This window comes from Paenibacillus sp. sgz302190 (assembly GCF_059820445.1).
On record NZ_JBZYAO010000039.1, the window covers coordinates 54,626 to 73,796 of the forward strand.

11 protein-coding genes are annotated in these 19,171 nt (G+C 37.5%); 1 reads left to right on the forward strand and 10 read right to left on the reverse strand.

Annotated elements, in window-relative coordinates; genetic code table 11:
* Nucleotides 1–18: 18 nt before the first annotated feature.
* The 7 genes from AC6RNO_RS29985 to AC6RNO_RS30015 all read right to left on the reverse strand — a co-directional run bounded on the left by AC6RNO_RS29985 (nt 19) and on the right by AC6RNO_RS30015 (nt 11,627).
* Complete coding sequence (locus tag AC6RNO_RS29985; protein ID WP_497107742.1) at nt 19–894, reverse strand: hypothetical protein; 876 nt, start codon at nt 892–894, stop codon at nt 19–21.
* A 95-nt stretch (nt 895–989) separates the two neighbouring features.
* A complete protein-coding gene (locus AC6RNO_RS29990) occupies nt 990–1,754 on the reverse strand; it encodes a hypothetical protein (RefSeq protein ID WP_497107743.1) in 765 nt (254 codons plus the stop codon).
* 3 nt (nt 1,755–1,757) lie between these two features.
* Nucleotides 1,758–4,175, reverse strand: coding sequence for a DUF2357 domain-containing protein (locus tag AC6RNO_RS29995; protein ID WP_497107744.1), 2,418 nt, complete (start codon nt 4,173–4,175; stop codon nt 1,758–1,760).
* On the reverse strand, nt 4,141–6,099 hold the full coding sequence (locus tag AC6RNO_RS30000) for a DUF8727 domain-containing protein (protein WP_497107745.1): 1,959 nt from the start codon (nt 6,097–6,099) through the stop codon (nt 4,141–4,143). Before AC6RNO_RS30000 ends, AC6RNO_RS29995 begins: the two co-directional genes overlap by 35 nt.
* 34 nt (nt 6,100–6,133) lie before the next feature.
* Nucleotides 6,134–6,562: a DNA mismatch endonuclease Vsr gene (locus tag AC6RNO_RS30005; RefSeq protein WP_497107746.1), complete on the reverse strand. Its 429-nt coding sequence runs from the start codon at nt 6,560–6,562 to the stop codon at nt 6,134–6,136.
* 8 nt (nt 6,563–6,570) lie between these two features.
* On the reverse strand, nt 6,571–8,475 hold the full coding sequence (locus tag AC6RNO_RS30010) for a response regulator receiver domain (protein WP_497107747.1): 1,905 nt from the start codon (nt 8,473–8,475) through the stop codon (nt 6,571–6,573).
* A gap of 2 nt (nt 8,476–8,477) precedes the next feature.
* On the reverse strand, nt 8,478–11,627 hold the full coding sequence (locus tag AC6RNO_RS30015) for an ATP-binding protein (protein WP_497107748.1): 3,150 nt from the start codon (nt 11,625–11,627) through the stop codon (nt 8,478–8,480).
* A gap of 109 nt (nt 11,628–11,736) precedes the next feature.
* Here AC6RNO_RS30015 and AC6RNO_RS30020 point away from each other — a divergent pair, with 109 nt between their 5' ends.
* Nucleotides 11,737–12,942 carry a DNA (cytosine-5-)-methyltransferase gene (locus AC6RNO_RS30020; protein WP_497107749.1) on the forward strand — a complete coding sequence of 402 codons (1,206 nt, stop codon included), beginning with the start codon at nt 11,737–11,739 and terminating at the stop codon, nt 12,940–12,942.
* A 40-nt stretch (nt 12,943–12,982) separates the two neighbouring features.
* On the opposite strand, the gene AC6RNO_RS30025 is transcribed toward AC6RNO_RS30020, so the two are convergent.
* The 3 genes from AC6RNO_RS30025 to AC6RNO_RS30035 form a co-directional block, all read right to left on the reverse strand.
* A complete protein-coding gene (locus AC6RNO_RS30025; RefSeq protein ID WP_497107750.1) occupies nt 12,983–13,273 on the reverse strand; it encodes a phospholipase D-like domain-containing protein in 291 nt (96 codons plus the stop codon).
* Between the two features lie 464 nt (nt 13,274–13,737).
* Nucleotides 13,738–15,549 carry a DrmB family protein gene (gene drmB / locus AC6RNO_RS30030; RefSeq protein ID WP_497107751.1) on the reverse strand — a complete coding sequence of 604 codons (1,812 nt, stop codon included), beginning with the start codon at nt 15,547–15,549 and terminating at the stop codon, nt 13,738–13,740.
* A 5-nt stretch (nt 15,550–15,554) separates the two neighbouring features.
* Nucleotides 15,555–19,169, reverse strand: a complete 3,615-nt coding sequence (locus AC6RNO_RS30035; protein WP_497107752.1) for a helicase-related protein — start codon at nt 19,167–19,169, stop codon at nt 15,555–15,557.
* Nucleotides 19,170–19,171 lie beyond the last annotated feature (2 nt).

Genomic DNA, 19,171 nt, shown 5'->3' on the forward strand with positions numbered 1-19,171 from the left:
CTTAAAACACTGATTGAATTATTGTGAAATTGAAAAAAAGCTAGGACTCTTGATACTGTAATTATCAAAAAACGTTACTACTTCCTGCCCAGACTCGCTACTTAACTCTTCAATTGGAAAATAAGTGAAAGCGGAAGAATACCCTGGCTCATAGTCAGGAGAGATACATCCCATAGAAAATGAAAAAACTAGTGCTTTTACTTGATCATCTCTCGTAAAGTGTTTTGGATTAAAGTGCTTTTTTATTATTTTTAACATCAATGCATAACTAATCTCTGCCGACAAATCAGCGTCTTCTATGTACAACACAAAATCCTTTTCATCCATTAGTCTTTCAATCGAGAGGACTATAAAACCGGGATATGGAAAATTCTTTATTTGTTTTTCTGCTTTAACAATATTATTATAGATCGACCCTTTACCCGAAAGTCGTTTTGCTGCTACTGAGTAAGTCAATCCATTCTTTTCTACTAAAAAATCAGGCTCTTGAACACTAATGTTATATCCAGCTAATTCTAGATGTGCCGCAAAAGAAAGTTGAAACTGAACGTCTCTAGCGGTTCTATTCTTATCCATTGAATCAAGTGTGTTGCCAGACATTATTAATTGAATATCCCCTCTAGCCTCAGTTAGCAATTTGTTCGATGAGCATATTATCTTTAACTCACTATAGTCTCTAAAACCTTCCAATAATTCAGTTAACTTATAGTCATTAGGATTCTTGCCAGCAAACATAACATGATTATAAAACTGTTCAAAATTTCTACGAAACATTGCAAAGCGGCAGGACGGATTTACTTTTATATCAATGTCTTCTAATAAGGTAAACAATCTATCTAGAGTCAGTATGCAATCCTCCGCAGAAGATTCAGCCCCAAAAGTCTTTATGCTCATAATTTCTACCTCTTCATTTTACTTTTTCTCACCCAATATTCTACTGTCTTAGAATTAGGCTGACTCCCGTTAAAAAACTCTTTACCCACGGACAATTACTCCAACGTAAGAGTCACCATGGCATATAAAAAATCATTTATTATCATCTTAACTATGATTTCTTCACCGAATCTATAGCTGGTGTAAGAATATTTAGAATCCTGTACATCTACCCAATCCAGCAATACTAAGGAAGTATTTAATCTTTGCTCAGTATTATGAATAGCTGCCAAGTTGAGATCCAGAACTATTACCCTTTCATACACCCTACTGCCTATCTCCAAAAGTGGCTCTCCGCTAATATCAAATGGAAGAGAGAATTCCTCAATTTCTTTAGTAGACATACTGTCTCCAAAAGAGTAGTCGATAGCTCCCTCCTTAATACAATATCCTTCGGAAAGCTCATAAACAGAATGCCCTATAGCTAGTTTAAAGATGATCCTTGAAACTTTCACATCAAACTTCTCTAGCTGCTTATTCTCTAGTGCCTCTTCAATATCTTTGACTAGCTTTTTGTTATAAATTATTCTACTTTCGACTTCCTCTGAAAAAGTATACTCCATTCCATAATGTCTTCTTTTTAGAATATCGATTAATAGTGATAAAAAAAGTTCGTCACCAGAAAATGATTTGTTGCACTCTTTACATGCCGGAACAATACCAAGATTGTCTGGATATGGTTGTGAAAGAAAGACCTTTGACGGTATATGCTCTCTGGTATCCGCTGGTTTACCACAGTAAATGCACTCAGAGTACGATTCTTTATCGTAGACAATTTTATGTCGCAATCTATTGTCGCCTAAAAAATCCACATGCCGCAATATTTATTCCTCCTTTAAGCTCACGCTTATTACCTTCTTAGCATCGTCAATATACGCATGATCTAACTTCACTTCCACGTGACCTCTCCGGCGCGCTTCACGCCATACAAGAAGCTCTTCGTCATTATCCAGCTTTAACTCGGCTACTTCCAACGCCCGGTCGAATATATACTTTGAGGTGAAAGCGATGCTTCGAACCCCATGACCACCGGGGAGAATGATTTGTTTCCTTGTCTCCCAGTCCTCGATTTCGAATACTACATAAAGCTTATCCGAAGGATTATGCTTTGAGGGAATTACTGTGATTTCGCCGCGTTTCACAATCTTCCAATCCCTTATTCTTCCATAGTATCTCACACCTACTATTTCATTAGTCTTATCGAAGAACTTCTTTGATTGATAAAGCGCCACATACTCCAATTGTGTAAGGATCTTATGATTCGTGATATTCTCATGCGGGGTATGATAAAAATTATGCTTCAGCGCTACTTCCAACTGTTCCTCGCGGCTCATGCAACCGACCAGTACATTTTTTCCGTTATACTTGTTATCGTAATACTCCTTCGACCCCCTTGGTCGAACAGCTCGCTCATATGCATTCTCCGGACTGTCCAAAATAATCTCATCCAGAAACTCTTCCAACAATTTTGTTGATCCCGGCAGAAAAGGAAATGCCCCGACATTAACGGCCTTTATGCTTTTGTATAATCGATGCTCTTTATATTTCTTTTCATCCGGGTACGGGAATAACACATACGCCCCAAACATCGTCCGCTCGAACTGCTCCGAATCTTTCTCCGCATGAACGATAGCGTCCCGGTAACGATGCATCGTGTTGATATCGTCCTCTTCAGGCCCTGGAAGCCCGTCATAGGTCGCATAATATGGCGTCCCCGGCTCCGCAGGATTCAATCGATATTTCGCATCAAACACGTACTTATACTCCGTAGACGTCTCCATTTTTCGAAGAGTAAGTACGTTATCCGGTTTCTGCGTAAGCGTCGGTCCCCGAAGCGCTTGATTGTAAAACAACTTAAAAATTTCTCCGTTTTTCGGGTTGCGGTAAGTCACCGTCGACGTGGCAGATTTCTTAAGCTTAACGAAAACCCCGCTATAATTTAACTTTATGATGTCTTGCCTGACCAGCTCATACTTTTTACTCAACAACTGATGTATCTTAAGGAAGCACCAGTATTCATAAAGAGTGGCTAAATCCTTCAAAGACAACCGGAATAAGTCATCCTGGATGATGAGGCCTTTGAGCAGCATGAGGTAGTACTTGTATACTTCTCGATACCCTGGAGCCATCTGCATCACTAGGGAAACCGACATTTGCTTCATAGTTCCCACTTGTAAAAAATCAAACTGAAGCACCCTTCGAACCTCCTTCTGCATACGGGTCATCGTCTGAGCCAACAAAGGGTCCTCTAGTCTTTTCTGGTCCTTTAGTAACTGCCACAAGTCTTTCAGCTTCCGCTCAATACGGAGGAACACCCATCTAACGAATCGATTTTCCTGCGTATCATAATTAACGACTCTTCGAGCATCCAACACATGCGTTGGAACATATCTTTCGCCTCTGACTCGAACCATTCCGTTCGCGGGATCTTTGACCAGTTGCTGCGGATGTTTACTCAAGTATTGTAAGGTTTTGGTATTGATTTTCTTTGCCCTCTCGGCCGGGACAATGCGTTGACTCTGATGCATTTGCGTGTGAGGGGAGCCTTCTATCCGTTGGACAGCTTTTATAAGTTGGTCAAAAAGATAGCGTAATATCGTAAAATATTCTGTTAAACTTTGCTGCTTCGTCTCTTTCAGGCCCGTTAACTGATATGTTTTGCGCAGGAAATCAAAGGTCAGGTTATGAATCTGGTGATTCACATCTTGAAGAATGACCTGATAATCCCTCTTGTAATCCATCTTCACAGGGAAAACTTCCAACCTAATCCTCAATAGAGATAAAGCGCTTGATCGTAATTCCAGCTCTGAAAATCCGATCTCATTCCCAAAATTCAAGTTCCCTGACAGAACCCGCTTTCCCTTTGGCAATACCGCCTCGCGCAACGAATAATTTTCATGGTAAAAAGATAAGTCTATATCCGCCTTCTTCTCAACCAATAAATTGTAGGTTTGCGTCTCGTAAAAGATCGGAAAGCAAGCTTGTTCGTTCTGCCAAGGCTCTAGCTCTCCACGATTGGGATTAAAGACAGCAATAGATAGAACCTGCAATTGATCGGAGTGAATAGATACATGAAGATCCGCCTGCTCCCACACACTCTCTTCTGTCCGATGTAGCCGGAGCATATCTACCGTTGGATGGTACGGTTTCCCCTCTAAGTAGAGATCAAACAGATTCGTTTCAATGTGCAGGAGAATCACGTTCTTTTTAAGAGACCCAAAATGAAGTGAATCCGTCATCATCAAGCCTCCGTAGCATGTAGATAAGCTTCCTACTGGATTGAGGATATTTGACATTATTTTCGGTTGCATGCTTAGTCCACAGCTGCTCAACATCTCTTTCTCCATCCAAATATTCTTTGCTTTGAACGGTGGAACCAGTAATACAGAGCAATAAGAGCTCGATGATTACCTTTTTCACTGCTGAGTTGTTGCCCTGAATTCGAGGTAGAATCTTCTGCATGATCTGCATATCCATTGCCTCATCGGTAGTCATCAAAGAGAACCGTTCGTTGTATATCAAGTAGAAACAAATTGAATCCCTGACACGGAAACCAACGTGCGCGTGGATATTTTCAAGAATCGTGTTGATTCTTACCAATTGACCTACAGTTCTTTGGACAATATCTTTATTGTTTGCGTATGTGTCCTTTAACTGTAAGTAGTCGCTGGTCAAAAAACTCGTCGCTGGGTATACAGCCTCTGATTCTTCTTCCGTAATACCTACAATATCTTCTAATCCATAAAAACTGTCGAGTTGGATATGATTGAATTCGATGGTATTGGCTCGGTCCAATACCTTTTTGCTAAAAGGATGCGTGGTTTCATCCATGTTCACCGTACCTATGAAGAACACATTTTCAGGGATACCAAAATTGCTACCTACTTGATCTTCAGTAACAATTTTATCGGTCACAATGTGCCCATCTTGCCAACGCTGCGTTTCTAAGATACTGAGTAAATCGCTAAAATAGTGCTCTACTCTCGCTAGGTTCATCTCATCTAAACAAACAAAGTAGGGTTTCTGCCGGTTCTCCGGCTCAGATGCCGCTTCCAGTACGTAAGTTAATTTTCCGCGGCGGAATGTTCCACCCAGATCCTTGTAACCTATTAGATCGGACGGGTCATTCCAATCCGGTCTAACCGGAATAAGCGTAAACTGCCCATTCGCTTCTGTTGCCCCAAGGGCTTCTGCGAATTTTTGGATGAGCTTCGTTTTCCCGGTGCCGGAAATACCGGCCAAGATAACGAAAGGCTTTGTTTTTAAGGAAAGGTAGAAGTTTTCAATTAGTTTGTCGGGATATTGGAAGCCTTGATGATTAATATATTTTTTCATTTTTTGTAAAACACCAAAAATTTGATCGTCGTCTTGCTTGTAGTTAAATATTTCAGTTTCAATCGATTCACCATCAATGTTTGTTTCTTTATCCTTTAAGTGTAGCTGTTCCCAGATTGGAAGAAACAAATGAAAATAGTGATATAACTTAGCTTCCAGATCGAACCCTTCATTCAGAAGCTCATCCGGTTTAAAGAACTTAGTTATTCCAGTCTTTGAACCGGTTTTCGTCCGAATATAGGATACGTAGCTCTCAATATCCTGCATTTTTTCTCCTGAATTTAACCATTCTGAGGTTATAACAAACCCCTCTTCTTTTAATAAGCGTAAGATTATCGGTTTATATCTGTCCTCCATAAGAATGTTAATGAACCGTTGTTCGAGTGCTCTCATCTGTGCTTCCTTTTTTTCTTTAACAGAAGCATCAATTCTTCCTGTTGAGGAACCTCCTGAGCCAAAACAAAAGGTAACTTCAAGAAGATCTTTTTGAAATACCCATGAATATTGAAAACTAAAAGATTTATCTGTGTGTATGGAGATTCCCGACCAAAGATAATCCTTCGGTTGGTTACCATAAGGTGTAGGACTACCGATTCTTGCTTCGATAATATGGTCATCATTTAATTGATTCTTATTTATAAATGAACGAGCAAACTCTGCAGCCACATCGTTATAATTTTTAAGAACAGCTTCATTTTGTTTTCGCAATTCCGTCATTAAAATTTTCTTTTCGTCCAATGTCTTATCTTCTTTTTGAATTGTCTTAACAGCGTTAGAAATTTTGCTGTAAGTTTCGAACAGCTCTGAACCAATTATTGTGTTTATACTCATTTTCGGGTTCCACCTTGGGCATATTTTATAACCGTCAATAAATTTGATTATTACTTCTAAGAAAACTATCTAGAATTATTTGTAGCTTTTCCAAATCCTTTTTTTTTGTTTGGCAATCCCAAATAGTAAGAACGCCCCATCCCAATTCAGTAAGTTTTGCTATATTCTCCGCATCACGTTTTATATTTTTACTGATTTTATCTTGCCAAAACTCTCTATTTGTTTCTGGTAGTTCTGATTTTTTACAATTTTCATGTTTATGCCAAAAACACCCGTTTACAAAAATAACTTTTTTATGTTTGGGTAAAACAATATCAGGTGAGCCAGGAAGATCTTTTTTATGAAGGCGAAATCTATACCCTAATTTATGAAGAAGACGCCGAACAATAAGCTCCGGCGTTGTATTTTTAGATTTTATACTCCCCATTATCGACTTTCTTTTCTCTTGGGAGAATTTGTCCATATAGCCTCCTAATTAAAAACATAAAAGTTTCTCAAACTGGATGTATTTTTAACAAAAAGTTCATCTACTCCAGTCCTTGATTGATATGCGATATACGCATTCATGATTTGTTGAATATATCCAGGCTCTAACCTGTATGGTCTTGTATAATTACCTAATTCCTCAATATTATGTACCTCGGTTACGCTGAAGTTCCAAAGGGCACACATTAATTTATTTGAATTTTCATGGTTAGGCAGAATTGTCAAGTGTTCGTAAGTTTTTAGTTGTAAGAAAGCTGAATCACTGTCTATTCTCTTGCCGGTTACAAATTTAAGCATATTGTCTACTTTTTCAGGGCGAAACACATCACAACTAGGTGATATGCAGAGAAGAAGCTTATCCCCATTAATTAAAACATCCCCAGAATTAAAATAATTTACAATATTGTTATTCCCAATGATGGTATCTATATTATCAAGACGTTTTTCTTTATATTCAATCACTTTCATTAGATGAACTAGATCGACTACCGTTTTAGAAAAATGTGTCGTCCCACGATCAGCTATTAAAGCTAACAATATACTCGGTAATATAGGTTTTATCCATGCAGTAACATCCCTTTTTACGTTGGTCCTGTACAATGCGATACATTGTTCTTTTAACGTTTGATTGTCACCACACAACTTAACTAATTCAGTGTTTTTTGCAAATTCCTCTTCGGACGAATTTTCAATTACTTGCTCAATAATTACGTTAATTACCGGATCTAAAGAAGCAGCGTCAATTAGATTCAATCCACACAATAAAGTAAATATTTCCCGCCATTTTTCCACTGACATCTGTTTTATACTTAAAATAAATTTTTTGTTTTTCTTTCCGTTTGTTCTATTATTTTGTGTTTGTTCTAAATTAATAAATTTTCTGCTTAGTAGCTCTAACAATTTTGCATTATCCATAGCTAACATAAGTCCAATATTTTCCTTCCATTGTTCCGTTATCTCTTCGAAAATTACCGAATCTACATCAATCACCTTATTTATATGGTTAGTTATCATCTTAGAAATGACTTTAGCATAATCAGCTGCACTAACCCCTGATGACTGAAGTTGAAGTAATAAGATATTTTCGAATGGGTGCGAAAATTGCTTAAGTACAGTTGCCGTTTCTCCAACTATCTTATTTATTGAATCAAAAAAAACAAATTGAAAAATGCCAAACTTATTAATTAGTAGTTCAATAAATGTATCCTTCAATTTATTACTGGGCAGTTCTCTTTTTTTGCAAACTAAAACAAAGGCATCTTGTAAATCAAATATGTCTACTGTACTTTCTTCAACTTTTGTTTTAGTGTCGTTGATAATTTTTGAATTAAATTTTTCTCGAATCATTTTTGAAGCTTGAAGCGGGTTTTTTGTGTAGACAACAATCAATTTTAATCTACCTGTATTTCTAAAAACAGATTCTAGAATGTTTAGTGTCGTTTCTCCGCCAGTTTGATCTAGTTCCCAATCTAGAATTGTCAAATGTGATTGTTCAATTAAAGATACAACCGTCTCAATTTGATGGTCACCCTCAAAGAAAAACGGACTAACCTTATTACCATTACTATTAAGATTATAAATTATTTCGAAAGCATCAAAATAATCATCAAGCATGCCGCTAGTCTCAAGTGTACTTTGCTTAATTTCCACTCGTTGTTCAATGTTGTTTTGATTTACCTCCGGTTCAATCGAATATGATACAGGTCTTCTAGTAATCGGTTGTTCTTGTACTGAATTTGCCGTTTCAGATGCCGCGGCTGATTCTTTGTTTGCTAAGTCCATAATGCTTTTTAAATCACTCGGTTTTTTAATAGCATCATCTACATAAAGAATATCTTTAAAGTATTCTCTAGCAATATTAATAACTTTAGGATTAATTGTATCTAACAAAATTACCCCACCCTATCATTTTCATTGAATTTTATCTCAAAGCATGCACCGTCAAGCATCTTATCTTCTCTTCTTTGAATAATCGAAATAGAGTGCCCTTGAGATTCAAGTACTTTCTTAACTATACTAAGTCCTAACCCTCTTCCTCCGGATCTTCTAGTAAAAAAGGGTTCAAAGACTTTTTCTTGGATTCTAGGGGAAATACCCGGACCACTATCTTCTAAATACAAAGAATTTTTTAGTATATCGCTTCTTAACAAAACTAACTTATGATGTCCGTTAAGTAACCAATAAATCGAATTGTCGATCAAGTTAGAGATAGCTGGATAAATTTTCGAAGGGGAAAGCATAAGAACAAAATCCTTATCCACTTTATTATCCACTTTTATCCCTGCTTGATTCAATCTAGCATTAAAGAATGTAATTAATTCTTCTAAAAGGGCATGAACTTGAACTTTACGTCTAGTTAAATTATAGCTTCTATACATTGGAGAAAGTTGGCTATGACGTGTTCCTATCGCCTTAAAGCCAGCTTCAATCTGACGAATCCAATAACTTTGTGTGGGATTAAGGTTCGTATTTTTAATGTTTTTAATTCCATCTTCGACATTTACTAACAATTGATTGAATTCGTGATTTACGATCTCTGCTGCCATCCCCATATTTGCGAGATCCGCATAAATTTCATTTTCTCTTTTAAGATCTTGGTTTTGATTTTTAAGAACACCAACTAATTCATTTATTTCATTTAATGAATTAACTCTACCTAATTTTGATATTTCTATAATTGTTTTATCCAAGATCTCCTTGTATGCTGTATCAAATGAATTCATTACCTCATTCAATTTTCGGTGTCTAATTTCGTCAATTCGAAGTTCGATATTATTAATTAAATGATTAAACTCCTTATCAAAATTATTGACTTCTTGAGGCTCTAGCAGATGATAATGTTCTAACATCGATTGGCCTTTACCTACTTCTTCAAGCAGAGTCTTTTTTATTCGACGATTATCTAATAATATATCTTGTTTTATTTCCGACAAGACTCGTTCAAGCGCAATCAGCATACTAGTTTCATTTAGTACATTTTTTTCTACCTTGTTAAGTTCATTTTCTATATGATCGAAAATATTATTAATATCATCTCTCAATACAGTTACTCTGTTTAAATTAGCAGTTACATATCTATCAAAATCGTTATTAAATAACTTTGAGACTCTATTACGCCATTCATCCATCCTTTGTCGAAAAGCCTTTTCCCTTTCTTTAAATAAAGTCTCTAGAGAATTCAGATTTTCATTGAAAAACTCATCAATATCTGAATTTAATATATTAATGTCATCCTGTGTCTCTTCGTTTGGCACAAACCTAGGGTTGACTGACAATCTCATTTGCTCGTGATCTTCATAGAGTTTTTTATAAATTAATTCTTTAAAACTCAGAAGTTCGGAGTAACCTTTATTTAATAAAGCATAGCTAAACTTCTCAGGCACATTCGGCATGGATTCCACTATGTCGTTTAAATTTATTTTAAAATTATTAAAAAAGCTCCTTTTCTCTTTTATTTCTTTTAAGATATTACTGATTGCTCTTTTAGTCTCTTTTTCCTCGTTAACGATTGCTTCGTTTTCCTTCTTGTTTCTCTCATGTCTAAGTTTATTAAAGCTTACATAACTTTCTCGTAGTGCTTTTGCTCCCTTTCTCTTATTAGATAAGTAATCAACAGCAATAGTTACCAGCAAATTTTGCAATGTCTTAACGAAATAATGAAACTGTTCATTTTCAATTAGCCCTTCTCGACTTGACTTATCCTCTAATTCAGGATTTTCTTCCGAGGTCAGTTCAATTTTTCCAAATAAGTTTCTATGGCTGAATAAATATTTCCCAGCATTTTTAGAACGGTTTTGTTCCAAATTGAGGAAGTCATTTTCGGGATCTCCGTATGGCAGAATTCGTACACCATCTCTGTATACTTTTAAACCCCCAACGTATTCTATTCTAGAATCTAATTTTTCTATCTGCTCTTTGGTTAAACCTGAATTAGCTTCTTCCTTTTCATAATGACATAGTTCCACACTAAAAGGCCCACAATCCTTGATTGAAGGGTTAGTTATCCCGTGTGTAACGTCTATCCCCGCGATAAGTTCATCATTACATGCATCTAATAGTTCCGCATCAGCATTTAAGGCGAACAACTTTCCATAAAATTTACCGTTTTCAATTCTTCCCTTTATTTTGAGATCATAAAGTTCATGTAATTCATCATCTATAAAGTGATTAAATTGGATCAGTTCATTATTTACAGTAAGTCCTACTTTAAAATCTTTCATTGTGTTATTGAAACTGTCAATAAATGATCCAAGCCTATTAAATCTTTGAGTGGCCATGTAATTATCGGATCTATTTTTGGTAGTATCAAACACATCTGACCATGAGTGCCGTAAATCTTGTATGAGCAAAATTGTCCCTTGGTTTTTATTATCAAGAGAGTAAACAATTTCAGTTAAATGATCTAACGGCGTACTATTTCTTGAAATTTGCCTTTCGATCCTATCATATATTTCTGAATATTTCTCCTTAACAGAGTTAACATTATTTTCATCGAACCAAGAAGCATTTTTTAAGTTGGATAATTGTTCTTGGACTAGTAATGAAAAAAACTCAGCTGATACAATTTCTTCTTTCGATTTATTAAAATGTAATGGAATCACTACATCTTCAAGGTACATATCTTGGTTTTCGAAAATATTCCAGTTCAAATATAAGGTATGCCAATTTTCGCTTTGTGATTTAGTAAACAACCAAAGTTGCTCACCAAGAGCAGCAGATGCCAATCTGCCAATTCCCTTTTCCCCCATTAATCGTCTTTCTTTGATTTTTGACAACTTTTCTTTTTGAGGCTTCTTTTTGGAATCTGTTCCTAGTACCAACCACTTATTTAAAATATCATTCGCTTCCATACCTATACCAATATCGTACAGAAAGATGTATGGATTTGCGGTGTTTAGAGTAAAATCGCCAGTAACCTCTTCCGCATCTGCATCGTAAGAATTTTTCATCAATTCAATTAATGCTGTAATATCGTCTCTGATCTGTTTTCGCCCTAACAGCTCAATGGCTCTTGCTTTGGTTCGAAACTTATTAATCGACAAATGGATCACCTTCCGATTACATAGTTTTCCTCGAAAAATAACTTTTCAGTAGCCAGCACATTGTTATACAATAATATGTTATAAGGAGTATTATTGTAGGGGGTACCATGTGAAATTTTCAGCTATAGATTTATTTTCCGGAGCAGGTGGGGTATCCGAAGCGTTAAAAAAACACTTTGATATAAAATGTGCCGTAGAATTCGATAAAATAATCGCAAGTACCTATGCACTAAATCATGGTAGTGACCACCTGCTAGTGAAAGATATAAAAAAAATCAAGAAAAAAAAATGGAGCAAGATCAAAAAAAAACTGAATGGTGATAACCTGGATCTTCTTGTCGCAACACCGCCGTGTCAGGGTTTTTCAAGACACAGCCGCAAGAAGAGTGTCTCTAATACAGATGATCGTAACAAACTCATAATGGAAGTAATACGAGTTGTGAATATATTTCAACCCAATTATATCCTATTTGAGAACGTCGATAATATAGTTAATTTCAAAATTTTTCATATCTTCCTATCTCTTCTTACTAATTTGAATTCCGACGGTCACAAAAAACATTGGGATCTTCCGTCATATCACTTACGCTTTGAAGTAGTAGATGCCGTTAATTACGGAGTTCCTCAACACAGAAAAAGAATGATACTTATCGGAAAAAAGATAAATGAATTCCCGAACACCGATGCGATTATTAAAGAATCCGTCAAGGGGCAACCATATGTAACTAACCCGCTTCCTTTATGGCCTAAAACAGAAAAAGCCCCCACGTTAAGGAAGCATTTGGAGCCATATAATTTAACTAAATTAGAAGCCGGTGGGGCTGATGAAAAAGATAAACTACATAGATGTAGAAATCTTTCCCCTGATAATCTAGTTAGAATCCGGGCTACTCCTCAGAACGGAGGTAGTCGTTCCGATTGGAAAGAACAGCAGTTAGCATTGGAATGCCATAAAAAGTCGAACGTTAATTTTGGAGATGTCTATGGAAGAATGAATTTCGACAATTATGCTCCTACCATAACATGCGGGTGTTTAGCCTATACAAAAGGACGGTTTGGACATCCTGAAGAAGATCGAGCAATAAGCATGAGAGAGGCTGCATTAATTCAAACATTTCCACTGTATTACAAATTTACCGGTCGTGTCGATGGAAAGGCTTACGAAGGCTCCACCGAAAATATAGCCACTCAAATCGGTAATGCAGTACCTGTGAAACTTGCTCAATCTTTCGTAGATCTTATATACAATCAGCTGTTAAAAGAGTTGCAAACCGAACTTTTCTCAGAACAATTAGTCGCAGCAGCTCGAGCATAATACCGAGACCTAAGACATTCACTTAGGTCTCTTTATATTTTCATGTAAAAAACGGAGTACATCCTCGAGAAGACAACATTACGTTTAATAAAAAGTAAAGGGGCTTAACTTGTTTACCTTTAAGCAAAACACCTAATTCAATGTTTCTCTCAAAACCGTACTGCGTGAAGTCGGCGCTTCCTAAATAAGCTTTAGACCTATCCGCAACCAATACTTTTGCATGAAAAGTAAAACCCGATACTTCATTATGGCCAAGAGGACGGTTTGCCAGCTGGCAGAGAAGTCGAAGTAAGGATGAGATTGGGAACTGAATGGATTTCGATATCCGCAAAGCGTTGAGGATGTTTTACAACTTTATTTGAGCTGGGTCTAGTCCAAAATTGCATAAGAGCCGAACGAGTCACCACCTAATTATTTTCCCTTTAAATCATTATGAATCAATCATAAAACTGAAATAAATAATTACCCTAGAAGATACGTAAGTTTGAAACCTATGTAAACTTAGTGGCTATGATCGCTATGGAGTTCGATTTTCTTATCTTGCACGAAGTGTTTCCGAAATTAAAATGGAGCTTGAAGAAGATCCTAATAACGAGTTCATTAAAGGGAGATGAGCGATATGAATCATGCCTTAAGAATGGTTAGGACATGTATAACAAGTATGAGTAGGCGAGACCAAGCAGGGAGAGATTTAGCAAATCCCTCCCTGTATTACTATATCCAATCTTTATAGAAACCTATCTCTTTTTCCTCAAAAGTCCCCACAACTAATGCACGATCCAGGAAAACATTAAATTACTCACAACTAGTTTCCGGAAGTAAGCTACAAGAGTGGCAAGATGCCAGATTTAACGCGTCTCGACCTTGTCCTTTACTAGATATACAGACAGGATCATTCGAGCATAATTCGCCAAACTCAATTGCCTTTTTAAATGTTCTAGGGAGGCAATCCCAGTATCCCTGTCTCACAAGCCCACCAAGAGTTCCTTCCGAATCCCCGCTTGCCGTGTATATAAGAATGGCAGACATCTCGAACCCATCTTCCGGCTCGCTGCAATACAATCTTTCGCGAAGAGATGCAGCTGTGTAACCACATTCAAAACTTAATTGACGTATTAGCAAATGAGCTATTGTATGAAGTAAGACAAACTTAGGTGTAATAACCCTGCTCGTGAACTCCCCTTGATACGATGCTTGATAATGATCATTCATAATCTTTATTCTCTTTTGAATGCTTTGTTCGTTCTGTTCAAACCACTGATTAATATCAGCATTATTAAATTCAATGAATATCCCCTCTCCACGAACCTCATAACCTGGATACCATCTTGTTTCCGGCTCTTTTATCGGGATAAAACCAGGTATATTTTCTCCTACTTCATTTGCGTCAGAGGGATCTATTCTCGTAAAACCTGTAAGTGCACGAACTTCCCTAATCTTGTGAATAAGTGAAACATTCTTTACAAAGGGGATATCGTAGAAATTAATATCGGTTTCTTCCCTAACAAAATCATTTTCATTTAGATTGCTTATTGAAATTTTTCCGGAAAGCGCCTCAAACTCTTCAAGCCTATATTGCAACCCACTTGCATTTACTATCTCAGAATCGTCATCAGCAGACTCCACTAACCGTCTAGATAAGATATTCTTTATAACTCTTTCATCAACTGATATCTCGATTGAGATTTCCTCTGACCATTTATCCAACCTTTTTTTGATATTCTCCTGACGCTCGAACTCGTCGCATTCCCCAATGTAATTTAATGCTTTTTCAAAGCCTTTTGAGGATGAGATCCAATCATTAACTTTTTCAGAATAAGGAGGTATCACAAGCGAGCTTACAACTTTAGGATAATACAACGAGGATGCTCCTCGTTGCATAGCCCTAGGATATTCATTACAATCAACGGAATGATTCTTCCAAGGCATTCTTCCAGTGCATCTAAAACCTAACTTTTCCATAGCATCCCTATCAAATGCACCTTTTAAGGTAGCCCGTGCATTACAGCTTTTGCACTTAATATTAAGCCCTTCTAGGCCTGCAGTAGAAGTAGTTCCTGTCTCAAATGTTATTTTCGGGTCGGGACATATGTCTTGTCTACCAGTAACATTTTTTTCGTGTGCCCATCTAACCCACGGAAAATCATCAATATGCCCCTTTGTACATGCAACTACAATACGGCTTGGAACTAAACCCTGCCTACACTCCATACACCTAGGTCTTTTCATGTTTGGGTCTATTTCCTTTTGTTTTGCAGTCGCTTTCTTGGCATACTCCTTGATCCATGATTTTAGCGGTTGAAACACCCGGCATTTGGGGCAAAAATACCACTCGGGGAACCTGGTGTATGCAATGCCCCAGTCATCCTTGAAATTACTGTTTCCCGGCATACCAAAGTAATCCACTTTCAATGCCTTTTCCAATCTCTCATCGTGAATCCTGCTTACCCTCGTACCCCAATATTCTGGAGCAGCCGTCATTAATGTTTGGTCGGGGAAATCGACCATTGCCCCTACACCATACTGAAGTATAGCTTGGGAACTTCTGACTGTATGCGTAACTTTGTTAAGTCTTTGTATATCTTTTTGTCTACCTAATTTCGCCATGGATATCACTCCCAGATTATTAGCCCCGCAGTTACACTTCTATCCACATTCCGCATGGAAGTTAGAGTTTCTTTAGCGGAATCGGAACTTTCATTACCAAATACTTTTAATAACCTTTTCGAGTCTGAAGGTGGGTCTTGTACTATGTATCTATCACCGTAGTAAAATGGTGTTCCAGACGAACGATTAATTCGATCCGCCCAATCATCCCAGAACTCGCTCATCTCCCTAAGGATCTCTTCCGTCTCATCTTTTAACTCGATATCCGCCCGTTTTTTCACTTCATTCACACGAGTTAAGATGTACGACTCAATCTCTTTCGTCGCTTCATCATCTCGCTGAAAAAATTGGGCGGCATTATCTTGGGAAAGTTGGTATTTATGCCTAATAAGCGTAACCATAACCGCGTGTAGCGCACGATCACGTGCTGGTTTTGAAAAAGGAGTCGCACCTGTAGGTTCTACAAACTTGTAGAAGGACTCGTGATAGCTTCTAAATTGTTCATAGTGGGACCTATCGCGGCTTTTTGCACCATCGTATAATACAAACGCGATTCCTGGATATGTCCTTCCAATCCGGCTTGATGCTTGAATGTACTCACTCGTGAGTTTTGGTTGACCAACTAACAACATCACATTTAGCCGCGCCACATCCACACCTACTGAAATCATATTTGTTGCAAGTAATACATTAATTGGATATTTTTTATCTTTTATGTTTTCATTGCTATAAACAACTTGCTCCAGCTTCTCTAAAGTTTCATTTAACTGTGAGGTAGAGATACGGCTTGTTAATTCATCTGCTGATCCAATTTGTCTCGTTAAATTCCTGTTCCCAAAACGATACGCCGTCCTTCTGAGAAAATCCTTTACGTCATCATCCACTAAGGTTGAGCATTTACTCAAATCACGCAAACTGTTAAAGTAAACGGCTAATGTCCAGAATTTATCCTTAACTTCATCTGGAATATTCATCATATGAACGCGTTGGAGGATTGAAGCGATAGAACGTACCTCCATCATTGCCTTTGTCTTCCCAGATGGCATAATTCCAACATATTTACGCCCTGGTTTTTCTGTGGTCTCTGCTTCACGAGCAAAGAAAGAATCTGATGCATCAATACCGGGTGCGGGAAACTGACACACATCTCTATTAAACAGATTCGAACATTGGTCCTTTGCACGTCGAATCGTGGCGGTAGAGGCAATGATCTTAGGTTTCACGCCTTTTACGCTGCACAATGCATCAATTGCTGTTTCGTATAAACCTACAATTGTGCCCAACGGTCCAGAGATAAGATGTAGCTCATCTTGAATAATTAATTCAGGAGTTCTATTATTCCGAGTGGTATGGGTTGCTGCAAAAAAACTCCCTGCTTCATTTTTCCAAGGTAGCATTGCAAATTTATCCACTGTACCAAACAATAGCGTGGGCGGGCTCTTGTATAACTCTTCATCCACGATCTGGATGGGTAAAGCCGATTCAAAATCACAACTTTCTTGAGGACAATAAATACGGAAGTTGTTTTTTCCTTCCATCATATATCCCCATTGGCCAATTATTCCTTTCCCTGTAGCGTCGTGATCTCTCACTAACTTCGTACCACACCACGGACACTTAAGTATCTGAAATTTATTATGTTTATCTTTTACATCCCTCAAGTCACTACTGGATGCCTTAAGAAGCTTTTCGAGAGATTGTTTTGCGTTATCATTTTTATTCGGAGTATGAGTGCCCCCTATCCAAAGTCCAATTGTAATCCTTTCTTTTCCAAGGGTATGTTTTGGATACCTTGGTTTTCTTCTTTCGCAATCTTTTCTAATAGACTCACATGCACAAATAAGAGTACCAGCCCTCAGGAATTGTTGCGCGGCCAATAATCGAAGAGTGTATCTCATAATTACAGTCGTACCATTGGAGCTTTCGAGATAGGTAAGCCGACGGTAGAAAATAGTGAATGCTGTAAGTCCTAAGTACGCCTCAGTCTTACCACCACCTGTTGGAAACCATATGAGATCGACCAAATCTCGTTCATCACTTGTCTCCGCTGCAATTGATCTAAGACTCATTAATAAGAACGCTAACTGGAAAGGTCTCCATTTATGTTCTTTATCTTCAATTTTAAAATAGTCCAAGCTTTCCATCCGTTCCTGTAACTCGATATCACCAGGGTAATGATCTTCTCTCTGGAATGCGGAATGAATCCGTTGCATAAACATTGCTCTATTTGCTAGTTGAAAAGCGTCATAGATTTTATCGTCTTCTTCCAACAACTTCAATCCGTGGTACATCCGACCACAAGAATCCTTGCAATCACGAATGTGTTTATCGACAGCATCTTGAAACTTTTTATCCAATGATTTACCAACCTTTTCAATATCGGATATCCAAGTTGAATAAGCGTCAATCAAACCCTTCATTGCAGCAATTTTAATGTTTCTTTCAGTAGAATCCAAATCCGACAAATATTTCATCGATAATGCATTTATACTTACCCTTTTATCCCTAATACTAAAATCCATTTGAGGTACTTCGAACGTTGGCATAAACTCCGTCCAAATCTGCCCCTCACCAGTATCGATTACATTCCAATCAGACGATACCCCATGACCGGTTGCGTACACTTTTTTATCCCGGTAAAGAAGGTCAAGTCCTTTTTCCTCTAAATCCCCGTTCTCTGCATATTCTCTATTAGTATATTCCTTAAAGCGAATTCCTTTATTATTTCCTGTATTGGCCAAAATCTTAGGCTGGAAAAAGGAGTTCGTTCCATTATATGCACCAGTGTTCATGTTAACCAATAAGATGGTAATAGCATAAAGACCATCAGGAGTTGGACGTTTAATCGCAACACACTTCATATTTTGATTTGATAGATTCGTTTTTTCAAAATAATTATTAGTGAATTTAATATTTACATCGACCTCATGAGGGTTTCTAACGTAGCCTTTTGTGAATTGATTACTTAACCTATAAAGACAATCGATTAAGTAATCATCATTGACTTCATCGGACTGTTTAATTTGAGTAACTTCTTTGGGGGTCATCCTACTTTTTATTACCAGAAGCCCCTCAGGTTTTTGATACCCCACCATGTGAATTACTTTTGTAGGCAGAATGTAGCTATCCGCATTCTCCGGAGTAAAGGGCAATTTGCAGTCCTCAAGTAAAGCTTTCCGGTAAGTAGCAAATGAAACCTTAACGCTAAGTGTTTCGCAGTTCTGATCCACAAAGAAGGTCATTCCAACGGATGATGGCATATTTTGCATCGAAAGGCTGATATCTTCATCTAAGGAACCATTCTCGGAATCATCTGCCACGTTACCCAAATACCTCTTTTTTTTCTCACTTTTGGCATCAAAATCATTTGAAGGTTCCTCTTCAATTAATCCTTCATTCTCTTCCTGAACGGTAGTTTTCGGTACAGCTTCTTGGTTATTGTCCGCATTGACAAGGTTCTTTTGAGGAAATAGAACACCGACACTGTATCTTACTTCTGGCAAGTCAGTAATTATTTCGTGTTCTTCGTTTGGAATTGAATATTCGGACCCCGGCCCGAGAAGCTCCTTTTTGACTTGATCAAATAAATCTTTTCTCGTATCTAATAGGGTATCTCTCATCT